The sequence below is a fragment of the Auritidibacter ignavus genome (assembly GCF_029853775.1).
Taxonomy (GTDB): domain Bacteria; phylum Actinomycetota; class Actinomycetes; order Actinomycetales; family Micrococcaceae; genus Auritidibacter; species Auritidibacter ignavus.
The window spans coordinates 1,938,702-1,959,866 of the sequence record NZ_CP122564.1 but is presented as its reverse complement, the minus strand read 5'-3'; the positions used below and the strand labels follow the sequence as shown (position 1 = coordinate 1,959,866).

18 protein-coding genes are annotated in these 21,165 nt (G+C 60.9%); 10 read left to right on the top strand and 8 right to left on the bottom strand.

Annotated features, from left to right (window positions below):
* Positions 1-106: 106 nt before the first annotated feature.
* From QDX22_RS08970 to QDX22_RS08950, 5 genes are all read right to left on the bottom strand, one after another.
* Positions 107-2,023 (bottom strand): ABC transporter ATP-binding protein, encoded by a 1,917-nt coding sequence (locus tag QDX22_RS08970; RefSeq protein WP_110100850.1) that lies wholly within the window; start codon positions 2,021-2,023, stop codon positions 107-109.
* Positions 2,020-3,126 carry an ABC transporter permease gene (locus tag QDX22_RS08965; protein ID WP_110100851.1) on the bottom strand — a complete coding sequence of 369 codons (1,107 nt, stop codon included), beginning with the start codon at positions 3,124-3,126 and terminating at the stop codon, positions 2,020-2,022. The genes QDX22_RS08970 and QDX22_RS08965 overlap by 4 nt, the downstream gene beginning before the upstream one ends.
* Entirely contained in the window at positions 3,123-4,646 is a 1,524-nt protein-coding gene (locus tag QDX22_RS08960; RefSeq protein WP_110100852.1) for an ABC transporter permease, read from the bottom strand. Before QDX22_RS08960 ends, QDX22_RS08965 begins: the two co-directional genes overlap by 4 nt.
* A 129-nt stretch (positions 4,647-4,775) precedes the next feature.
* Positions 4,776-6,608: an ABC transporter substrate-binding protein gene (locus tag QDX22_RS08955; protein WP_110100853.1), complete on the bottom strand. Its 1,833-nt coding sequence runs from the start codon at positions 6,606-6,608 to the stop codon at positions 4,776-4,778.
* 496 nt (positions 6,609-7,104) lie between these two features.
* On the bottom strand, positions 7,105-8,034 hold the full coding sequence (locus tag QDX22_RS08950; protein WP_110100854.1) for a cation diffusion facilitator family transporter: 930 nt from the start codon (positions 8,032-8,034) through the stop codon (positions 7,105-7,107).
* 291 nt (positions 8,035-8,325) lie between these two features.
* On the opposite strand from QDX22_RS08950, the gene QDX22_RS08945 reads away from it, so the two are divergent.
* A complete protein-coding gene (locus QDX22_RS08945) occupies positions 8,326-10,428 on the top strand; it encodes a S9 family peptidase (RefSeq protein WP_233487910.1) in 2,103 nt (700 codons plus the stop codon).
* On the opposite strand, the gene QDX22_RS08940 is transcribed toward QDX22_RS08945, so the two are convergent.
* A complete protein-coding gene (locus QDX22_RS08940; RefSeq protein ID WP_110099067.1) occupies positions 10,405-10,704 on the bottom strand; it encodes an acylphosphatase in 300 nt (99 codons plus the stop codon). The genes QDX22_RS08945 and QDX22_RS08940 overlap by 24 nt on opposite strands.
* A gap of 238 nt (positions 10,705-10,942) precedes the next feature.
* Between QDX22_RS08940 and thpD the strand changes: the two genes are divergently transcribed.
* The 8 genes from thpD to QDX22_RS08900 all read left to right on the top strand — a co-directional run bounded on the left by thpD (position 10,943) and on the right by QDX22_RS08900 (position 18,555).
* A complete protein-coding gene (gene thpD / locus QDX22_RS08935; RefSeq protein WP_110100856.1) occupies positions 10,943-11,860 on the top strand; it encodes an ectoine hydroxylase in 918 nt (305 codons plus the stop codon).
* A 223-nt stretch (positions 11,861-12,083) separates the two neighbouring features.
* Positions 12,084-12,797 (top strand): NUDIX hydrolase, encoded by a 714-nt coding sequence (locus tag QDX22_RS08930; RefSeq protein WP_110100857.1) that lies wholly within the window; start codon positions 12,084-12,086, stop codon positions 12,795-12,797.
* Positions 12,794-14,086, top strand: coding sequence for a quinolinate synthase NadA (nadA, locus tag QDX22_RS08925; RefSeq protein WP_110100858.1), 1,293 nt, complete (start codon positions 12,794-12,796; stop codon positions 14,084-14,086). Before QDX22_RS08930 ends, nadA begins: the two co-directional genes overlap by 4 nt.
* Positions 14,087-14,096: 10 nt before the next feature.
* The gene (gene nadC, locus QDX22_RS08920) at positions 14,097-14,939 is read left to right on the top strand and encodes a carboxylating nicotinate-nucleotide diphosphorylase (RefSeq protein ID WP_110100859.1); all 843 of its coding nucleotides are present in this window, start codon (positions 14,097-14,099) and stop codon (positions 14,937-14,939) included.
* The gene (locus tag QDX22_RS08915) at positions 14,936-16,060 is read left to right on the top strand and encodes a cysteine desulfurase family protein (RefSeq protein WP_110100860.1); all 1,125 of its coding nucleotides are present in this window, start codon (positions 14,936-14,938) and stop codon (positions 16,058-16,060) included. Before nadC ends, QDX22_RS08915 begins: the two co-directional genes overlap by 4 nt.
* 246 nt (positions 16,061-16,306) lie before the next feature.
* Entirely contained in the window at positions 16,307-16,903 is a 597-nt protein-coding gene (locus QDX22_RS08910; RefSeq protein ID WP_110100861.1) for a pyridoxine/pyridoxamine 5'-phosphate oxidase, read from the top strand.
* Positions 16,904-16,907: 4 nt separating this feature from the next.
* Entirely contained in the window at positions 16,908-17,534 is a 627-nt protein-coding gene (locus tag QDX22_RS08905) for a pyroglutamyl-peptidase I (RefSeq protein ID WP_110100862.1), read from the top strand.
* 103 nt (positions 17,535-17,637) lie between these two features.
* Entirely contained in the window at positions 17,638-18,555 is a 918-nt protein-coding gene (locus QDX22_RS08900; protein ID WP_110110895.1) for an NADP-dependent oxidoreductase, read from the top strand.
* Here QDX22_RS08900 and QDX22_RS08895 read toward each other — a convergent pair.
* Both QDX22_RS08895 and QDX22_RS08890 read right to left on the bottom strand, forming a co-directional pair.
* The gene (locus tag QDX22_RS08895; RefSeq protein WP_110100864.1) at positions 18,552-18,917 is read right to left on the bottom strand and encodes a nuclear transport factor 2 family protein; all 366 of its coding nucleotides are present in this window, start codon (positions 18,915-18,917) and stop codon (positions 18,552-18,554) included. The genes QDX22_RS08900 and QDX22_RS08895 overlap by 4 nt on opposite strands.
* Positions 18,918-18,988: 71 nt before the next feature.
* On the bottom strand, positions 18,989-19,642 hold the full coding sequence (locus tag QDX22_RS08890; RefSeq protein ID WP_110100865.1) for a response regulator: 654 nt from the start codon (positions 19,640-19,642) through the stop codon (positions 18,989-18,991).
* A 146-nt stretch (positions 19,643-19,788) separates the two neighbouring features.
* On the opposite strand from QDX22_RS08890, the gene QDX22_RS08885 reads away from it, so the two are divergent.
* Entirely contained in the window at positions 19,789-21,138 is a 1,350-nt protein-coding gene (locus QDX22_RS08885; RefSeq protein WP_158524729.1) for a type III PLP-dependent enzyme domain-containing protein, read from the top strand.
* Positions 21,139-21,165: the final 27 nt, after the last annotated feature.

Sequence of the window (21,165 nt, the reverse complement as noted above, 5' to 3'; positions counted from 1 at the left end):
ACCGGACAGCGCCAATCAACTCGGCGGGTTCCGAACGCCTTAAGACAGGGCGGTGTTCACCTTCGAGACGGCGCAAAGCCGAGACCTAGCCGGTTCCAACGACCGCTCAGCCACGTCTGCGACCTTGGGAGGCGAGCAACTCATGGCGAGCCTCGCGACGAATCCGTTGTTCTTCGGGATGCGGAACCGGGGCAGCGGCCAGCAGACGTTTGGTGTAATCTTCCTGCGGATTGCGCAGGATGTCCTCTTTTCGCCCCTGTTCGACGACTCGACCTTTTTCCATCACCATAATTTGATCCGCCAGCTGGTCTACCACCGCAAGATCGTGAGTGACGAACAAGCAGGCGAAATCGTATTGTTCCTGTAGGTCTACGAACATGTCGAGCACACGGGCTTGCACCGAGACATCCAAGGCGGATGTAGGCTCGTCGGCAATCAGGATGGACGGGCTCAACGCCATCGCCCGGGCAATCGAGATACGCTGACGTTGACCGCCCGAGAGTTCATGTGGATACCGGTTGATCACGGTTCGGGGCAGTTTCACCGCATCCAGCAGCTCCTCGGCCCGCGCTATCCGCTCCTTAGATGTTCCCCGGTTGTGAACCACCATGGGCTCGGTGATGATCTCTCCGATCGGGAAACGGGGATCCAGCGAAGCCGCCGGGTCTTGGAAGACCACCCCGATTTCACGACGTAACGCCTTCTGCTGTGCCCGAGGCAATGCGGGCAGGTTTTGACCACGGACGAGCAGTTCGCCTTCCTCCACTTCCAGCAGACCCAAGACGGCTTTGGCCGCCGTGGACTTACCGGACCCGGATTCACCGACCAGTCCCAGGATCTCTCCGCGTGCCACGGCGAAATTCACGCCCTCCACGACGCGGATAGACCGGCCCTTCTTCTTATAAGCCAATGCGAGGTCCTTGGCCTGTAGCGACAGTTGCGCACCGGGGTCGACACTGGGCAGAGCGGAGTCGTCGTCGGCAGCCGGGGCGGGCTCGTTGACCTCGATTTCTGTCTCGCGTAAGGTGGGCACGGCCTCGAGCAGGCGCTTGGTGTAGGGGTGCTCGGGTTCCAACAAGATCTGCTCCGCCGGGCCAGATTCGACCACTTCACCTTGGAACATCACCACCACACGGTCGGCCATATCGGCCACCACGCCCACGTTGTGGGTAATCAGCAGGATGCCGGTATTCAGCTCGTCCTTCAATCGGCGCAACAGGTCCAGAATGTCTGCCTGAACTGTGACGTCCAGTGCGGTGGTGGGCTCATCAGCGATGATCACCTTGGGGTTGCACGCAATCGCTATGGCGATCACGATGCGCTGGCGCTGGCCGCCGGAGAATTGGTGCGGATATTCGTGGATCCGTTGCTCGGCATCGGGGATCCCCACCTCTTGCAACAAACGAACCGCCTGGGCCAGGGCCTCCCGGCCGAAGGCCTTATTGTGCACCTGTAGGGCCTCGACCAGCTGGTCGGAGACCTTCAACACCGGGTTCAACGCGGTCATCGGCTCCTGGAAGACCATGGAAATCTCATCCCCGCGCAGGCTCCGGAGCTTAGCCGGGGAGAGGTCGGTGATCTCTGTACCGTCCAGGAACACCCTGCCGGAAACCGTGGCGTTATCGGACATCAACCCCATAGCGGTTGAGCTGGTCACCGATTTGCCCGAACCGGATTCACCCACCACGGCGACCACTTCTCCGGGCTTGATATCGAAACTGACGCCCTTGACGGCTTCCACCGTGCCGAACTCGGTGGCAAAGCTGACTTTGACGTCGTCAAAGCGCAACGCCGTGTCGGTCTGGAATTCCGCGGGCTGAACCACCGCCGAGGTGTCCACGTCTGGTAACCCGCCCCGGGCCCGGTTCAGGATGTATCGCACCAGGGCATAGCCGAGCACGATGGCCACGGCGATACCCAGCACCACCAGTGGGGCGACGGAGAATTCTTCGCCGGTACCGGCTGTTTCCTCAACAATGTCCTCAATATCAGGTTGCGTTGCCAGAATAATTTTGAGGCTCATTTTTTCCTCCCGGAGCCGGTGGTTTCGCTGTAGGGATCTTTGATGCCCTCGGACATCCCAACGTCGTTCTTCAAACGGAAGGCCCGCTGGATGCTACGCAGCCCCAGCACGCCACCCAGTGACGGCCGGGAATCCCGGGTGCGAGCCTGACGCGGATCGAACGCATCCCGCAGGCCATCACCAATGAAGTTGCCGGCCAGGGCGATGATGATGATGAACAAGCCCGGGAACCAGAACAGCCAGGGCCGGGTTGTGAAAGCATTTTGGTACTGCTCGATCAGCAGACCCAGTGATACCTCGGGGCGCTGAACACCCATGCCCAAGTACGACAGTGTGGTCTCGAGCAGGATGGCGGCCACGAAGGCGAAGGTCGCGTTGACGATGATCACGCCAATACTGTTCGGGATCATGTGTTTGATAATGATCCGGGACGGGGCGGCACCCATAGCGATGGCCGCCGAAACGTACTCCATTTCTCTAATTCGTAGCACCTCGGCGCGAACCAGACGACACATCCCGGTCCAGGTGGCACAACCCAGCAGGACACCGAGCATCACCACGCTACTACCGGCGATATTTCCCAACATCGCGGCAAACACCAGGGTCGGCACCACAATCACGAAGTCGGTCAGTCGCATAATGACGGACTCAACCCAGCCACGGAAGTATCCGGCGATAGCCCCTAGGGCAATACCGATGATGCTGGAGACCAGCGCGGTCACAAAGGCCACGATCAATGACTGCTGTGCCCCGCGCATCACCATGGCGAAATAGTCACGTCCGACGTTCTCTTGCCCGAAGGGATGCTCGCCCAAGATGTTGCCGTCCTGGAACATCATCGGTCGCCCGCCGTCAATGATCGAGCCGGTGGCCTGATAGTGCTGGTCCCACCAGCCCGGCACCGGGCCGAACCCGATGGAGGAAAATGCCAGGATCACCACCGCAGCGAGCACGACCAACGAGATGACAGCCGGTTTGTGGCGGAAAAACCGGCGTCGAATCAGTTGTCCCTGTGAGTAAGAGTGCCGGCTCTTTTGTTGGAGTTTGGTGTCCTCAACCTCGGCGAGGTCGACCATTTGTTGTGAAATCTTGTCGTTGCTCATACTCGGATCCTTGGGTCGAGGACGGCGTAGAGAATATCCGCCAGCAGGTTAAACATCACGGCGACGGAACCTGTCACCAGAATGAAGGCCATCACCGGAGCCGGATCATTGGTCTGCATACCGGTAATGAAAACATTGCCCATCGCATTCCAGCCGAAGACCTGCTCGACAACGATGGAGCCACTGATCAAGGCCGCGAAGTCAAAAGCCACAATGGTCACCAGTGGAATCATGGCGTTACGGAAGGCGTGTTTGAGGATCACCGTCCGCTCAGCCACGCCCTTGGCTCGTGCGGTGCGCACGAAATCCTGTTTCTGGACTTCCAGCATGGAGCTCCGGGTATAGCGGGTATAGGTGGCCAACGAGAGCAAGGCCATTAGGACCGAGGGCAACCAAAGCTGGGTCAGCTGGTCTAAGGCGGTGACCCAGAAGTTCTCGTCTAGGGTCGGGGTGTGCGAGCCAATGGTGCTGACCGGCCTGGGCTTAGCCGAGAGAAGACCGGGCCAGTGGTACATGAAGTGGTCCAGTAAGATCATGCCCGACATCAGCGCACCGGTCAGCACCGAGACCGCAGTGGCTGGCCCTTTCGCGTATCCGCCGAGACTGCGACCGACAACCACACAGATGGCGATAGTCAGGACAAACATGGCACCCAGGAAGAACCAGCCTCCCGGCGGTTCTTCCAAGAGGTTCCAGGTTGCGTAGTAGGCAATCATTCCCAAGGCAACGACGGTAAGCCCAGAGTAGAGAACCCTCCGGTGTCGCAGACCGGCAAAGAGCGCGGTGAAGCCCGCTGCCAACACCAGGGAACCGATGAGGATGATGACCGGGCCCAGCCGGGGGTGGGTCATGAAGTTCACGGCGTTCATCCAGGGCAAGACCGCGCAGACGAAGGCGAACATCATGCCCCCGGTGATCAGCCGACGCGCAAGACTACCGCCCAGGACCATCGGCACGACGATGGCAAGGATGGTGGCCAAGATCAGAATATTGGGCCAGGTGAAATGGGGGTCCAGCATCCAGTCGTTGAACCGGATGGCCAGCCATTCTTTGGCCAACACTGCCGCCCAGAAGATCGGGAGCGACCAGAACAGGAAAATGAAGAACGTCACCAAGTAGTCCAGGAGCGAGTACTGGCGCATGGCGGTGACGATACCGGTCATGACACCGATGAGGATCGCTGCCACGGTAGCCACGAAGACCAATCGCAGTGACTGCTCGGCTGCAGCCGCAATCACGGGGGTGACCTGGGCGCCGGTGATGGTGGTGCCGAAGTCGCAACTTCCGGCAAAGCACCCGAGGACTCCGGACAGCCAATCCCAGTACCGGACGTACCAGGGCTGGTCTAAGCCCATCCGCTCAATGCGTTCCTGCATGAGGAATTCGACATTGTCACTCTGAATTTCGCGCAGATCCGCTAAGGGGTCACCGGTGTTGATCAGGATGACAAAGGACAATAAGGTCGCGCCAAAAAGAATGAGCACAGTACTGCCCAGGCGCTTGAGGATGTATTTCAGCACGGTCTACACGGTCGCCTTCCGTATCGACCCCTGGACACGACGGCGGGGCCCGACCGACGCTACATCAGCCGGGACCCCGCCGTCTGGGGAAGGGTTTCCCATCAGGGGTGCCTCAGAACTCCACGGTGATTACTCGGAGACCCGCTGCCACTGCTCGATGTTCCAGACCAGCTGGCTTTGAGCCGGGGTCGGACGAACGTTGGCAATGGAGGAGTCCCAGGCGGTAATACCTGGGTGGACATACAGCGGGATTCCGTGCAGGTCCTCCCACAGTCCCTGTTCGAGTGTGATGATTTGCTCCTGGATTTCGTCTTCGTCATCGCTGGTGGCGATGGCCTCGAAGGCATCGGAGACGACATCGTTGTTGTAGTTGTTCCAGTTCTGCGGGCGCGGCTCGTCGTTCTCACGGTCCCAGCCGTAGATGTTCAGACCGGATGCAATCTGACCGGAACCAGACCAGGCAAACAGGGCGACATCCCATTCACCGGCGGCGATATCGATGTCGACGTCTCCGCCATCGACAATCTCGAAGCCAGCCTCATTGCAGGAAGCCTGGATTAACTCGACCGTGTCGTGGCGACGCTCTTGAGCGTTGTGCCCGATGAGGATCTCGGTACCCTCTGCGTCGTGTTCTTGAATGATCTCAGCTGCTGCCTCAACATCGGCGGTGTCGTAACGTCCATCGTAGGTTTCGGCAACAATCTCGTCGTAGTCGGGCTGGAAGTTCAGCACCTCGCGGGCGTTGAGCAACTCAGCGTCCGGGTTCACCGGATGGATCAGGTTCTCCAAGATCTGATCGCGGGGGACACACAGCGCGAAGGCCTCGGCTAGCTCCGGGGTTTCGGCGAAGGGGCTGCCTTCACCATATTGGATGTCCAGGTGCTCCCAGGTGGCCTTATCGCCGATGTGCATGGCGTGTTCGCCCTGCTCGACGAGGTTCTCCAACTCATTACGAGTGTCGACGGTCTCGGTGGGCACGATGGCGTGAAGGTCGCCATTTTGGAGTGCCTGAACGTGGGCGGCATTGTCGACGAACTGGAAGATCAAGGTGGAAACGCCCGGCGGGGTACCCCAGTAGTCCTCATTAGCTTCCAGGGTGACGTACTCTCCATCCTGCCAGTCCGACAAAATGTAAGGACCAGAGGAGGGAATAAGCTCGGCATCAGGCAGGGTTCCGGGGTCGGTATCCCAGATGGTATTCCACGTCTCCGCAATGTCCTCGATCAGATCTTCGTCACCTTCAAGAATGGCCGTGACCAGTTCTTCCTGCGAGATGCCGGTCTCCTCAGCGACAACATGGGAGGGATGGGCAGCCCCGATCATCAGTTCCCAGTCAGCATAGGGACCGTCGGGATACTCCACGGTGAAGGTCTTGGAGTCGTAGGACTCAGCCTGAGGTCCGTCGGGGACGTAGGTACCAAGGTTGGGGGACAGACCATCGAACTGGCCTTCACCCAGGTAGCGCTGGTGAGCCCAGTCGAGCACGTAATCGGCCACTGTCACCGGGGTGCCGTCAGACCATTGAACTTCGTCATTGATGGTGTACTCGACCGTGAAGGGATCTTCATTGATCACTTCATAGGACCCGAACTCCTCGTTCTGGTAGATCTCGAGGTCGGTTCCGACGTAGGAGAAACCGGAGAAGAGCCGATCGACAATCGTGGAGTTGTAGACGTTGTAGTTACTGGGTGTTTGACCGTTATAGCTGTTAAACGGTTGCGGACCCAATGACACACGGATTTCGTCGTTTGCGGTTTCGAAGTCGGCGCCGAGATCGGCCAGACCCCCGTCTTCGGGCTCAACGGTGAACACTTGGCCTTCAGCAATGCCGGGGTCGGCATCACCGTTGGTGCCACCATTACCATTTCCGTTTTCGGTGTCGTCACCGGGGGCGCATGCTGATAGAACCAGTGCACCGGAGGCCAGAACGGCCACGGCGGCGGAGAGTTTGCGCACTTTCATATTGCTCCTCAGTTATAGGTGCGAACAACCGACATAAGGTGGTGTATCTCACATCGATTTCAGGTACCCCTAGGCTACGACAAATGTGCAACTTCCTGTGAATCTCCTGTGAGCCTTTAATCGAATCGTGACGATTCGATTCACTGAGCGTCATCCACACCTGACCTGTGCGGATGAAACCGGCCCGCCAGCCTCACGGATCCCAAAAATACCCCGTTCAACCCGGTATTTTATGGTATTAGTCACAACGGAAGCCCGGAATCACAAGGGTTTCGGCGTCCAGGAAAGTCTCAGAATAATGACAGCCCCATTGAAGGTTCGCGGGTTATTGGAGGTACCGCACAGTGCGACGTGGATGGTCGGTGAATGCCACCTGAATCTTTCAGGAAACGTTTCAGAATGCGAAATATGACATTATGTTACGTACCTCATACTGGCCTGCCTTCTACATCACGCCCACCGAGACCATCGGGCCGTGGGATCTCAGCGCGGGTACTCAGTGGCCCTGCTGTTCAGTGCGGGCTTGGCTGGCCGTTTCGAGTTGGAAGGTGGAATGTTCCACCGGAACATCGAAATGCTCAGCCACACAGGCCCGCAGTTCTGCTAGCTTCTCAGGGGCGCACCCGTTGATGAAGCAGGCTTCGTCGACCACGACATGGGCGGACAGGACAGGTAGCCCGGTAGCGACCGTGGAGGCGTGGAGGTCATGGACCTCCTTGACGTGTTCAACGTTTAACAGGTGAGCCCGGACTTCTTCGAGGTCTAATCCGCGCGGAGCAAATTCCAGAAGGATCCGGCCAGTTTCCCGAAGAAGCAGAAGTGCGCGCGGGATGATCACCGCTGCAATGACCAGGGCCGCCACGGCATCAGCCTGTTGCCACCCGGTCACCCAGATCACTGCAGCTGCCACCATGACACCGATGGACCCCAAAGCATCTGCCAGGACTTCCAGGAATGCTGCCCGGAGGTTGAAATTTGCCCGTCGACCCGAGGACAGCACCCACAGCGAGAGCAGGTTACCGATCAGCCCAATGGCGCCGAAGACGAGCAACTCCACGTGAAGCACCTGGTGCGGAGTGCTGAGGCGCTGAATGCCCTCGATGACGGCATAAATCCCGATAGCCAGCAGTAACGCGGCTTGCACGAGGCCGGCCAGGATCTCGACCCGACGGTATCCCCAGGTCCGTTGTGTGGTCGCGGCTTTGAACATCAGCCCAGCGGCGATCACGGCCACCAGCAGACCAATACTATCAATCAACGAATGCAGCGCATCGGTTAGTAGCGCTAGTGAGCCGGTGACCCACGCCCCGAGGGCTTGGGCTGCGACAATGCTCAGGGTAATGACACAGGCCAGCACGAGCCTGCCTCGATAGGAAGCTCTGGCGACATCTTCGCCAGCATGTCCGTGCGCGTGCCCGAATCCCATAGCCCCAGACTAAGCCTGGACCCGCCAGAAGACAAAAGGTGCGAACCCTACTCAGATTCATTCGCAACCGCAGGCCTCCGACGCCTCACACCCCGAGCTGTCCTGTCGCCATCCGAGAAAGCGCTCCGTCCGTTCGCAAATGTGAGCAGAGATTTTGAGCAGAGGTTGCATGAACGTTCATCCGACTCGGCATCATCCGTCACTATCCTGTAACGTGAGTCACAGATCGGGGTCGAAACTCCGACTACCTCAGATGCCTCAGCACACCATAAGATGAGAAACGAGCCCAGCATGACTGATTCCACGTTCTCCGACCTCGACCATTACGTCGCTCAACCGCGGATAGCCGGGCTGAGCCTGAATCCCGCGGGCACCCGGCTGGTGACCACTGTTCAAACACTCAACCATAAGAAGAATGGTTATGTGGAGTCCCTCTGGGAGGTCGATCCACGTGGTGAACAGCCGGCACGGCGGATAACCCACAGCCCTCAGGGTGAAACCAACCCTGTATTCGCGGCCTCGGGGGATCTGTACTTCACCTCCGCCCGCCCCGACGCCCACGATACGGATCCAGACGAGACCACCGCGCTGTGGCGCCTGCCGGCAACCGGTGGCGAAGCCCACGTGGTCAACCGTCGCCCGGGTGGCGTTAGTACCATACTTGCGGCAGATCAGGCCGATGTCATTGCCGTCACCGCTCCCCTTCTGTCAGGAGCCACCGATGAAACCACCCACCGCAAGCTACACCAGGCCCGCAAGGACGGCTCCGTGCAAGCCATTCTGCACGACTCCTATCCGGTCCGTTACTGGGACCACGATCTCGGTCCCGCCGCACCGAGTCTCTTTCGCCTCGACGCCGACGACGGTGCTGAAGCTGATTCTGATGCTGATACGAGCCAAGCTGAACCGGCCCGGAAGAAGCTGACCAACCTCCTGGAGGGGCTCGATGCCCGATTGGTGGCCGAGGATATCCACCTCAGTCCCGACGGTTCTTTCGCTCTCTTCGGTCTGCGCATCTTGGAGGCTCGCGCCGACACCCGTGTCACCATCGGTTATGTCGATCTCGCCACCGGTGAATGGCAGATTCTTCTTGACGACCCCGATCACAACTACACTCCCGGCGTCATCAGCCCTGACGGACGCCACGCCGTGGTCAGTGTGGCCAATCGTCCTACTCCCGAGCGTGCCATGCGCCCGGTCTTGCATCTCTTGGAGATCAGCACCGGTGAATTAACTGCCCTGACCGACGACACCGATCTCTGGCTGACGGCGACCAGCTGGCTTCCCGACGGCAGCGGTTTCCTCGCCCTAGCCGACCACAACGGCCGTGGCCCCGTCTTCCGTGTGGATCTCGACCATGCCGGAGACACCGTACAGGCCCAGACCGTACAGATCACCCACGATGATGCCACCTACAGCGAAGCCCTGGCCGCCCCTGAGGGCAACCTCGCCTACGGCGTTCGCTCCAGCTACGCTTTCCCGCCCGAGGTGGTGCGGATCGATGTGAGTACCGGAGAAACCACCAGACTGCTCAACCCCACTCCACGTCCCGAACTACCCGGGCGACTCGAGGAGGTCGAGACGACTGCCGAAGACGGTGTACGGATCCGCGGGTGGCTGGCCCTGCCACAGGAGGCCAACCCGGATGCGCCTGCTCCGTTACTGCTGTGGATTCACGGTGGCCCGTTGAGCTCCTGGAACGCCTGGACCTGGCGGTGGAACCCCTGGTTGGCTGTGGCACGAGGTTACGCGGTGCTGTTGCCGGATCCGGCCCTGTCGACCGGCTACGGGCAGGAGTTCATCCAGCGGGGCTGGAACTCCTGGGGAGATAAGCCCTACACCGACCTGATGAGCATCACCGATGCCACCGTAGAGCGCGACGATATCAACGAGTCCCGCACCGCGGCCATGGGCGGTTCTTTCGGGGGATATATGGCCAACTGGGTGGCCGGCCACACCGATCGGTTCAACGCCATCGTCACCCACGCCAGCCTCTGGGCGCTGGACCAGTTCGGCCCCACCACGGATATGTCCCCGTTCTGGCGCCGGCAACTCAATGCGGAAATGGAGGCCACACACTCCCCGCACGCCTATGTGGAGAACATTGTCACCCCGATGCTGGTCATCCACGGCGATCGGGATTACCGAGTCCCCATCGGCGAAGGACTACGCCTCTGGTACGAGTTGCTGGAGAAATCGGGCCTGCCGATGGATGCCGATGGCACCACCGCCCACCGGTTCCTCTACTTCCCGGATGAGAATCACTGGATTCTCCAACCCCAGCACGCCAAGATCTGGTACGAAGTGGTTTTCAACTTCCTGGCCAAGCACCTTCTCGGTGAGGGCACCTCGCTCCCGAAAGAGCTGGGACTAACGCCGCACGTGGAATCCTGACTCCGGTAGCTCAGCCAGCTCCCGGTTGCTGGCTTCTCGATCCTGCACCTCGGTGACCTCGGCCCGCTCGGGCCCGGTGTGGCACCAGGCCAGCAAAGAATCCACCTCCGGACCCGAGCCACCGACGACAAGTTCCACCGCACCGTCCTCGGTATTGGCCACCCAGCCCACCAAGCCCAGTTGATCGGCCTGTTGTTTGGCGGAGTTGCGAAAGTTGACGCCCTGGACTGTACCGGTGATCCGAACAAAGTGTCCGGTGCTGAATGAATCTGCCATAGCGCCGAGTCAACCAGAGAAGCCGGAACCTGTGAAGACCCCAGGGGCCACTGCCCTTTCCCGGCTCACCGCGCAGACTCACCGGGAGCTTCAGCCGCGCCCCAACGGTTGCAGTTCTGGCTATCCCTGCTAGGGTCCACGAGTAGTGGCACTATCAGGCGCCTGCCACACTGTGGCCATCATGGCAACATAACTGAACTCCGGACGACCATGGATCAACATGTAGGAAGGAGAGTACATGACCACCATTGACAAGGCTGACACCACTACTGATTTCTATCCGACCCGCACCGGCGAAGAACCCCGGGTCATTCCTCGCCCAGACCGCGTTGTCCAGGGCACCGCAGAACAAGGCCCGCTCGACGAGCAGACCCTGCAGAGCTTCGACGAGAAGGGCTACCTCACCATCGATCAGCTCATCACCCCCGAAGAACTCCAGCAGTTCAAGGATGAGTTGAAGCGACTCGCCGAGGACCCCGAGGTGAAGCAGGACGAACGGACTGTGGTGGAAGCTAAGTCCAATGAGGTCCGTTCCATTTTCGATATTCACCGTAGCAACGAGGTCTTCAAGAAGATCGCCAATGATCCCCGCCTGGTCGACCGCGCCCGGCAAATTCTCGGATCCGATGTCTACATCCACCAATCCCGGATCAATTACAAGCCCGGGTTTGTGGGTAAGGACTTCACCTGGCACTCGGATTTCGAAACCTGGCACGCCGAGGACGGCATGCCCGGACCCCGGGCTGTGTCGATCTCGATCTCGCTGACCGATAACTATTCCTTCAACGGTCCGCTAATGATCATGCCGGGCTCCCACCAGCACTACATCGTCTGCCAGGGCCAGACCCCGGACGATAACTACAAGCAGTCCCTGGTGATGCAGGGTGCCGGCGTTCCCGACCCACAGATTCTGACCGATTTCGCCGATCGATTCGGCATTGACGTGCTGGAAGGCCCCGCTGGTGGAGCGATTATGTTCGACTCCAACTGCATGCACGCCTCCAACGGCAACGTCACTCCCTACTCCCGGTCCAACGTGTTCATCGTCTACAACTCTGTGGAGAACACCCCGGTGGACCCGCCCTATGCGGCACCGCACCTGCGCCCGGACTTCCTGGGCTCCCGGGACTTCACCCCGGCCGGTAGTCAGGCTTGATCCGCGCAGGCTCCTTACGCCTCCTTGCGCTGACAGTGCACGCTGAAGTTGCCCGCTGAGGGAACTGACGAAAAACGAACCACGACGGCGGCTCGTCCTGAGATGACAGGACGGGTCGCCGTCGTGGTTTAACCCATTTCTTAACCCACATCGACTTCAGGTTGAACTGACCTTATGGGCGCGTGTATGGTGTCACTCACCTAACCAGAGGGGGTAAGTCACCATGTCGGACCGTCTTGAATTGGCTGTCTCTACCGTGGTCTTCACGTTGCGTCCGCATCCTGACACCGGGGAACTGACCCTCTGGCTGCCTCTGGTCCGGCGCATCCGCGAACCCTATCAGGGTCGCTGGGCGCTCCCTGGCGGGCCCCTAGCCCCCGAGAAGAGCCTCGTGGAATCGGCCCAGATGACCCTGCAACGCACCACCGGACTGAGCCCGCGCCACCTCGAACAGCTCTACGCGTTCGGTGATGTGGACCGCTCCCACAGCGCTGATGCTCTCAGCCACGCCCGCGTCGTCTCCATTGTCTACTGGGCCTTGGTCGGCCAGGATGAGGACGCCGCCTCTATTGATGGTGACAATGTGGAGTGGTTCCCCGTCGACGAGGTTGCCGACAACGCCGAGCACCTGGCCTTCGACCACGGCGTCATTCTCGACTATGCCTTACATCGGTTGCGCGCTAAGGTCACCTACTCGCCGATCGCTCACGCGTTTCTCCCCGAGGAATTCCCACTGGCCCACTTGCGTCGGGTGTACGAGGCCATCCTCGACCGGGCACTGGACCCCTCTAATTTTCGACGCCAGATTCTGGCCCAGGGCACCGTGGAAGACACCGGACGCCGCCAAACCGGAACCGCCCACCGGCCCCCCAAACTTTATCGTTCCGCGCCGGAACGTTCCCGCTACATACTCACCATTCAGGAGACCGATCAATGACCACACTGTCCATTCATCAGCGAATCAACCTAGCACCGGCCCAAACCTGTCACGATTCCCTGGCAGATGACCCCTGGGCCTTCGACGCCATCCCCGGCTATGGGCCCGGTTCCTCCCAAGACGACAGCGTGCCGGGTTTCGCCCCGACGAATGCCATCGCCCGGCCCGGCCAGCTCCCCGAGGCGTACCGGTCAATGAACGACGAGGAACTCCACCGCCGGATTCGACAGGCCAAGGCCACCCTGGGAGACAAGCTGGTCATCCTCGGCCACTTTTATCAACGCGATGAGGTCGTCCAGCACGCCGACTTTGTCGGAGACTCCTTCCAACTGGCCAACGCCGCCCTCACTCGCCCACAGGCCGAAGCCATCGTCTTCTGCGGAGTTCACTTTATGGCCGAAACCGCAGACATTCTCTCCACCGCCGAACAGAAAGTGATCCTGCCCAATCTCGCTGCCGGGTGTTCCATGGCCGATATGGCCGATGAGGACTCGGTAGAAACCGCCTGGGAGGACATCGCCGCGGTCTATGGTTTCGACCCGGAGAACCCCAAACCCGATGCCAACGGAAAACTGCCGGTCATCCCGGTGACCTACATGAACTCCTCAGCGGCCCTGAAAGCCTTCTGTGGCCGGCACGGAGGCATCGTGTGCACTTCTTCCAACGCCGCCACCGTGTTGGAGTGGGCCTTCGAACGCGCCCACCGGGTATTGTTCTTCCCCGATCAACACCTGGGTCGCAATACTGCCAAAGCGATGGGCATTCCGCTGGAGCAGATGCCGATGTGGAATCCCCGCCAACCGCTGGGTGGCAACACGGCAGAAGACCTCGCACACGCCACCGTGTTGCTCTGGCATGGCTTCTGCTCGGTCCATCGGCGTTTCACCGTCGACCAGATCGACCAAGCACGCGAGGAATACCCCGGGGTGAAGGTCATTGTTCACCCTGAATGCCCCATGCCGGTGGTTGATGCCGCCGACGCGTCCGGCTCCACCGATGCCATCCAGAAATTCGTTGCCGCCAGCCAGCCCGGCGACGTCATCGCAGTGGGCACTGAGATCAATATGGTCAACCGACTGGCCGCTCAATACCCCGACCGCACCATTTTTTGCCTCGACCCAGTGATCTGCCCCTGCTCGACGATGTACCGCATCCATCCTGGCTATCTGGCCTGGGTGCTCGACGACCTGGTGGCCGGCAGGGTCAGCAATCAGATCAGCGTGCCCGAACAGATCGCCGCCCCGGCCAAGGTCGCCTTGGACCGGATGCTAGCCGCTAAGCCGAGGTGAGGTGACAGACATGAACCCCTCACAGATTGACCGGGTGATCCATATCGCGCTGGAGGAGGATGTACCCTTCGGAGACCTCACCACCCAGGCCTTCGTCCCTGCCACAGCACAGATCACCGCCGAGCTGGTCGCCCGTGAGCCCGGGGTCTTCAGTGGCGGGGAGGTCTTCGTCCGGGCTCTGACCGCGCTGAACTCCGAGGTGACCGTGGATCTCACGATCGACGAGGGCGCCGAATTTGACCAGGGCCAGGTGCTGGCCGGGATCTCAGGGCCGGCCCGGCCCATTCTGACCTGCGAGCGCATCGGACTGAACCTGGTGCAACGGATGTGTGGCATTGCGACCACCACCGCCGCCTACGTCGCTGCTGTGGCCGGAACCCGAGCCCGCATTGTCGACACCCGTAAAACCACTCCCGGCTTGCGCGCCTTGGAACGCCATGCGGTGCGGTGCGGAGGAGGCCATAATCACCGCTTCAGCCTCTCCGATGCGGTACTTGCCAAGGATAACCACCTGGCTGTGGTTGCCACAGGGGGCCGGGATCTGGCCAGCGCGATCCGAGACGCCAAAGCCCAAGTGCCACACACCGTGCACCTGGAAGTGGAAGTCGACCGCCTCGACCAGATCCCCTCCGCCCTGCACGGCGGGGCGGATACCATCATGCTGGATAATTTCTCGCTACAGGATCTGCGTCGCGGTGTGGAACTCATCGCTGGACAGGCCCTGGTGGAAGCATCCGGCGGGGTACGACTCGAAACGGTGGGAGACATTGCCGCCACCGGGGTGGACCTGATCAGCGTCGGAGCCTTGACCCACCACATTCGTGCCCTGGACCTCGGACTGGACTTTTCGTGAGTATTTACCTGGACTACGCAGCTAGCGCCCCACCCCGACCAGAGGTCTTGCGGTCGATGTGGCCTTATCTGACCGGCGCCTTTGCTAATCCCGCGGCCCAACACGAACCCGCCGAAGAGGCCCGGGGTGTGCTGGAAGCGGCCCGACAGCGCCTCGCCAACCACCTAGGTGCCCGACCCTCCGAGATCATCTTCACCTCCGGGGGGACCGAATCCGATAACACCGCGGTTAAAGGAATCTCCCTGGCTGCGCCTCGGGGCCGCCACCTGCTGGTCTCGGCCATCGAACACCCCGCCGTGCTGGAATCCGCTATCTGGTTGCAACGGTTCGGTTATCAGCTCGAGCTACTCCCGGTAGATGCCACCGGTCAGGTGCCCCCCGCGGCCCTGGAGGATGCCCTGCGGGAAAACACCACGCTGGTCAGCATCCAATACGCCAATCATGAAGTCGGCACCGTCCAAGACATTCCCGCCCTGGCAGCCGTGGCTGAAAAATACGGGGTTCCCTTCCACACCGACGCCGTTCAAGCCGCCGGAGATCTTCCACTGCAGGTGGATGATCTCGGGGTTCAGGCGATGAGCTTGGCAGGTCATAAACTCGGCACCCCGAAGGGGATCGGGGCACTGTATCTGCGTCGCCGGACCCCCTGCGATCCGCTGATCCACGGTGGCGGTCAGCAACGCGGTCTGCGCTCGGGGACCGAGAACCTCGCTGCAGCCGTGGGAATGGTCACCGGCCTGGAATTGGCCCAGAACGAGTCTGCGGACCTGACCGACCTCCGTGATGCCTTCATCCACCGGGTCGAGGCCGAAATTCCGGGGGCCCAACTCACTGGCCATCGGCACTGCAGGTTACCCGGGCATGCCTCCTTCGTATTTGCCGGCCGGAGCGGGGAGTCGGTGTTACTGGACCTGCAACGCTACGGCATCATGTGTTCCGCGGGATCAGCCTGCGCTGCAGGTAGCCCGGAACCCAGCCCCGCACTGATCGCCATGGGGTATGGAGCTGATCTTGCTCAGACCGCGGTGCGTTTCACGTTCGGCGCGCAGACCACCGCTGCGCAACTAGACCATACTGTCGACCAGCTGGCCAGACTTGTCATACCTGCACCACATCAGTAGCACCTTCGCCCAGGCAATATCGGTTTCTCAGCGGTCTGGACAGTGGCCACGATCATCACCATCCATGCCGACTGACGTATCTTCCGGGCCGTGGCACGAGATCTCCTCCTCGGTCAGTTGACCCGTGGGCCGTCAATGCCTTGGTGCAAGCTACCGTACTCCGTGGTCTCCTCGAGGCCACAGCAGAATGGCCAAGGACCTGGGGCGCCAGCACCGACATTGCACCGACACACTAGGCTGGACGCTATGACCGATGCTGTCCGTGGTTTCCTCAAATCCATCCCGGCCATGACCGGCGTTGCCCCCGACATTGACCCGGAGGCCTTTCCCGATGACCCAGTCACCGCATTTTTGCAGTGGCTTCGCGCAGCTGTCGACGCCGAGGTCCCCGAACCGCACGTGGTGAATTTATCCACCGTCGACGTCGACGGTGTCCCCGACGCCCGCCCGTTGGTGGTCAAAGACGTCGACGAGCGCGGATGGGCCTTCTCTAGCACGAAAAGTAGTCGCAAGGGTTCCCAGCTGACTGACCGTAGCGCGGCGGCGATGACGTTTTGGTGGCCCGCCCAGGTCAGGGCCGTCCGGATCCGTGGCGAGGTGGTCGAGGCCGCCCGGGCCGAAAGTCTGCAGGACCTCAGCTCCCGCGCACCACAGGCCCAGGCCAGTGTGGATTCCGCCGATTGGACGCTGTGGTGGTTGCAACCAGACCGGGTCGAGTTTTGGCAGGGCTCCCCGGATCGGCACCACCACCGCATCATCTACACCCGGGACCAACAGACTGAGCACGGCCAGCAGAGCCAGTCAGCCTGGACCCGGCACGCCCACCGCACCGAGGTGAGCTAACACCATGACCCGAGTGTTAGTTTCCGGATTCGAGCCCTTTGACACCATGACCGATAACCCGTCGTGGGAGGTAGCCCACAAAGTGTCACAGGCCGACATCAGCCCGGAGGTCCACGCCGTTTGCCTTCCGGTAGAGTTCGGCACTGCCGCCCGCCAGTTGCTCGACCAGGTCGACTCGATCCGACCAGATCTGATCATCGCCGTCGGCCTAGCAGCCGGCACCGAAACGATCCGCCTGGAGCGGGTGGGACTCAACCTGCGCGATGCCCGCATCCCGGATAACGCCGGCTTCCAACCGGTGGATCAGCCCATCGATCCCCACGGGCCCGCCGCCGTGTTCTCCACATTGCGGTTGAAAGCCGCTCATTCTCGCATGCGTGCCATCGATCTGCCGGTCCAATTGTCTCTGAGCGCTGGCAGCTTCGTGTGCAATGAGGTGCTCTACTCCTTACTCTCAGCCGTCACGCAGTGGCCCGCCCCGGTTCCAGCCGGATTCGTCCACGTGCCCTATCTTCCTGACCCAACCGTTCCCGCCACCATCGACCAAGCCGTGGTAGCACTACAGATCCTGATCGACGAATCCTTACGCCCGGAACCCGATGAACCCCTGATCGGCGGTGCCCTGTACTAGGAACGCACGAGAAACGCTTCGCACCAGGGGCGTTTCCCGACGTGTGGCGCGCCACCATCCGACAGGCAGGAATATGCCAACGAGGTCGGCTGTTACGCGAAGTATGCGTGCAATGACTTACTTCAAATACGGCGAACCTCATACCCTTGAACTTCACGATGTACCGACCCCCAAAGTCGCGCCCGGTGCCGTGCTAATTCGGGTTCAGCGCGCAGCGGTCAACCCGGTGGACTGGAAGGTGATGAGTGGCGGTCTGGATGCCATGATAGACACCTTCTTCCCGGTGACCCCAGGCTGGGACGTCGCCGGTGTGGTCGAAACAGTCGGCCCCGATACCCCCGAATTCAAACCGGGCGATCGCGTGGCTGCCTACGGTCGCAAAGACTTTATCCAGGGTGGCACCTACGCCGACTATGTGGCCCTGCCGGCAACCTCTGTGGCGCCCATCCCCGACGGGGTGGATCTCGACACTGCCGCCGGCCTTCCTCTAGCCGGACTGACCGCCCTGCGTAGCCTCGACACCATTGCGGTCTCCGGCGACGATACCGTGCTGATCCACGCTGCCTCTGGTGGCGTGGGCCACCTGGCCGCTCAGCTGGCCGTGGAGCGTGGCGCCTCGGTGATCGGCACTGCCTCGGCGGCCAACCATGAACGTCTCCGCGAGCTCGGCGTACAACCGGTCGCTTACGGTGACGGTCTCGAGGACCGCGTCAAAGAACTCGCCCCCGAGGGAGTCACTGCCGTGCTGGACTTCGTCGGTGGCGTGCGCGACGAAACGCTCGCGGTCCTGACCGAGGGTGGCCGGCACGCTTCCACCGCCGACCCATCCGTGGAAGAAGCGGGAGGCCACTGGGTATGGGTCCGTCCCGACGGTGCTCGCCTCCGTGAGCTGTTGGAGAAGGTCGACCAGCAGCGCCTCACCGTCGACATCGACACCACCTACCCGCTGGAACAAGCCGCCGAGGCGATGGAACACAACCAGCGCGGTTCCCGCGGGAAGGTCCTGCTTCACGTCAGCTAAACCGCAGCCCGGTAAAAATATGACGTGCGGTTGGCGATGGTGCCGTCCTCGTTGAACTCCCAGAAATCAGCGAAGCCTTCTTCAGCGGCACGACCGTCTTTGAGCACACCGTTGAACACCCCGCGAGAACTGGCGCGGAGTCCGTCCACCAGCACCTCGGTGACGGTGTGCTCCCCAGACTCAATGACCCGTTCGGTGCGGTAAAACTCGGCGATAGCCGGGCCCACCAACGGATCATAGCCGGGCCGGTGATAGGTCGCATCCGTGGCAAACAGGGCCGCGGTGGCCTCCGGGTCCCCGGCATCCACGGTGCTGTAGTAGCTTCTCACCAGATCTTCGGTGTTCCGTGGTGTGGTAGCCATGCCTGTGGTTGTCCTTTCCCGTTCGCTGTATTTCTTGTCGTACGACTCTTTTCAGCTCGTCCTCAAGCCTCTCACCGGCTGACTCGGTTGCTTTGCACCACCACATCAGCCATCAGCTCTTTCCGATCCCGGTAACCCAGCTTGTGTAGCACCCGGGAGACATGCGATTTCACTGTCGATAACGAGATCACCAACTTCCGGGCGATCTCCTCATTGCCCAGCCGTCTGACCATCAACCCGAGCACTTCGGTTTCTCGTCGAGTCAGTGCGGCCGACTCACACACATCGGTGATGATCTCCGTGAACTGTGCCCCCGCCAGTGGCTCAGTCCACACCCGCTGGCCGGCCAATGTCGCCCGCACGGTATCCACGAGCGCCTGCGGCGACTGATACTTCACCAAATAACTATCGGCCCCACTAAGATAGGCCAGCCCGATCTCCTCGGCCGAAAAATAACTACTAAAAATCAGCACCTTCGTGCCCGGGCGACGTTCCTTGATCCGCTGCGACAGCCCCAACCCGGCCAGCTCCCCGTCTAAACGCATGGGTACAATCACCAAATCTGGGTTTTCCTGGCCGATCATCTTCAGCGCTTCCCGGCTCGAGCTGGCTTGAGCGACCACCTGCAGATCTGGCTCATCGGAGAAAATATGGATCAGCCCGAGTGCGACCACAGGGTGGTCTTCCACCACCATCAGCCGAGCCTGTCTCGATGCCGAATCCATACGATCCTCCGTCACCTCGGGTTCATACCACCTTCACGCAGAGATAAATCATCCTTTAAGGATGATGTATGATCTGTAATTTGTATCATATCCTGCCAACAACTGATGTCTTGATCACTCACCCCGCGGGGAAGGAAAACACCACCATGTCATTACTCGCTCGTGATCGCCACCGGATCATTTCCGAGGCCCGCGACCAGGGCCTACTGGATCCGGATACGGCACCGATCGCAGCGTTTATCGACTGGGACTCGGTGCGCACCGGCGTCGATGAGCTCTTACACGCTTTCCCCACCCATGTGCCGGTTTCTCACTGCTTCGCGGTCAAAGCCAACTCGATTCCCACCGTGGTCTCCGGCCTGGTACAGATGGGGCTGGCCACCGAAGTTGCCTCCGACGGTGAACTGGCCGTGGCACTGTCCACCGGCATCGATCCCGGCCGGATCGTGTTTGATTCCCCGGCCAAAACTCGTCGCGAACTAGCTTCCGCCCTCCAGCTGGGCGTGTCGATCAATATCGACAACTTCCAGGAGTTCGACCGCATCCGCGAGCTGAAAGACCAGATCGAGTCCACCTCCCAGCTGGGCTTCCGCGTTAATCCGCAAATCGGGGCCGGCAGTATCAAAGAGATGAGCACTGCCTCTGATTACTCCAAGTTCGGTGTCGCGCTGAAGACCGGCACCAACCGGCAGGAGCTCATCCAGGCCTATCTCGATCACCCGTGGCTGAACCAGTTGCACTGCCACGTGGGATCTCAGGGCATGTCTTTGGACTCGATGGTTACCGGCGCCAAGTTGCTGAGCGAACTGGCCACCGAGATCAATGAACGGGTCGGTCGCACCCAAGTTCACACCCTCGATATTGGCGGTGGGCTCCCGGTGAACTTCGGTTCCGATGAGCGCACCCCCACCTTCACCGATTACGCACATCTTCTGGCCGAACACGCACCGTTGCTGTTCAGCGGTGAGTTCACCGTCAAGACGGAATTTGGTCGCTCGATTCTGGCCAAGCACGGCTTCATCGCCTCCTTCGTGGAGTACACCAAGGACGCCGGCGATCGCCGGATCGCGATTTCCCACGCCGGAGCTCAGGTCGCTACCCGCACCATTTTCATGCCCGCCGCCTGGCCCTTACGCGTCGAAGTCCTCGACCCCACCGCGGCACCGCGTGATCCAGAGCGCACCCAGCAACACGATGTAGCCGGCCCCTGCTGTTTCTCCGGCGATGTGGTTGCCCACCGCATCCAACTCCCCCGCGTCGAACAGGGCGACATCCTGGTCTTTCCCGATACGGGAGCCTACTACCCCTCCAACCCGTTCAGCTATAACTCCCTGGCCCAACCCGGCGTCTACGGAGTCACCGGCCACGAGACGTTCACGGTCCTGCGGGCACCGCGCGAAGACCCCAGCCTGTTTTCCCCAGACTGGCCCTTGCGTTTGGATCAGGGCGGGACGAACCAACCGATGGCCCACAGCTGGCCGGCGGCACTGCTCTGAGAACTGAAGACCCCTCACACTATTCCG

What these genes read in the sequence shown, in the direction of transcription:
- QDX22_RS08970 (WP_110100850.1), bottom strand. Translation starts at nt 2,023, where the DNA reads ATGAGCCTCAAAATTATTCTGGCAACGCAACCTGATATTGAGGACATT.
- QDX22_RS08965 (WP_110100851.1), bottom strand. Translation starts at nt 3,126, where the DNA reads ATGAGCAACGACAAGATTTCACAACAAATGGTCGACCTCGCCGAGGTT.
- QDX22_RS08955 (WP_110100853.1), bottom strand. Translation starts at nt 6,608, where the DNA reads ATGAAAGTGCGCAAACTCTCCGCCGCCGTGGCCGTTCTGGCCTCCGGT.
- QDX22_RS08950 (WP_110100854.1), bottom strand. Translation starts at nt 8,034, where the DNA reads ATGGGATTCGGGCACGCGCACGGACATGCTGGCGAAGATGTCGCCAGA.
- QDX22_RS08945 (WP_233487910.1), top strand. Translation starts at nt 8,326, where the DNA reads ATGACTGATTCCACGTTCTCCGACCTCGACCATTACGTCGCTCAACCG.
- QDX22_RS08940 (WP_110099067.1), bottom strand. Translation starts at nt 10,704, where the DNA reads ATGGCAGATTCATTCAGCACCGGACACTTTGTTCGGATCACCGGTACA.
- thpD (WP_110100856.1), top strand. Translation starts at nt 10,943, where the DNA reads ATGACCACCATTGACAAGGCTGACACCACTACTGATTTCTATCCGACC.
- QDX22_RS08930 (WP_110100857.1), top strand. Translation starts at nt 12,084, where the DNA reads ATGTCGGACCGTCTTGAATTGGCTGTCTCTACCGTGGTCTTCACGTTG.
- nadA (WP_110100858.1), top strand. Translation starts at nt 12,794, where the DNA reads ATGACCACACTGTCCATTCATCAGCGAATCAACCTAGCACCGGCCCAA.
- nadC (WP_110100859.1), top strand. Translation starts at nt 14,097, where the DNA reads ATGAACCCCTCACAGATTGACCGGGTGATCCATATCGCGCTGGAGGAG.
- QDX22_RS08910 (WP_110100861.1), top strand. Translation starts at nt 16,307, where the DNA reads ATGACCGATGCTGTCCGTGGTTTCCTCAAATCCATCCCGGCCATGACC.
- QDX22_RS08905 (WP_110100862.1), top strand. Translation starts at nt 16,908, where the DNA reads ATGACCCGAGTGTTAGTTTCCGGATTCGAGCCCTTTGACACCATGACC.
- QDX22_RS08900 (WP_110110895.1), top strand. Translation starts at nt 17,638, where the DNA reads ATGCGTGCAATGACTTACTTCAAATACGGCGAACCTCATACCCTTGAA.
- QDX22_RS08895 (WP_110100864.1), bottom strand. Translation starts at nt 18,917, where the DNA reads ATGGCTACCACACCACGGAACACCGAAGATCTGGTGAGAAGCTACTAC.
- QDX22_RS08890 (WP_110100865.1), bottom strand. Translation starts at nt 19,642, where the DNA reads ATGGATTCGGCATCGAGACAGGCTCGGCTGATGGTGGTGGAAGACCAC.
- QDX22_RS08885 (WP_158524729.1), top strand. Translation starts at nt 19,789, where the DNA reads ATGTCATTACTCGCTCGTGATCGCCACCGGATCATTTCCGAGGCCCGC.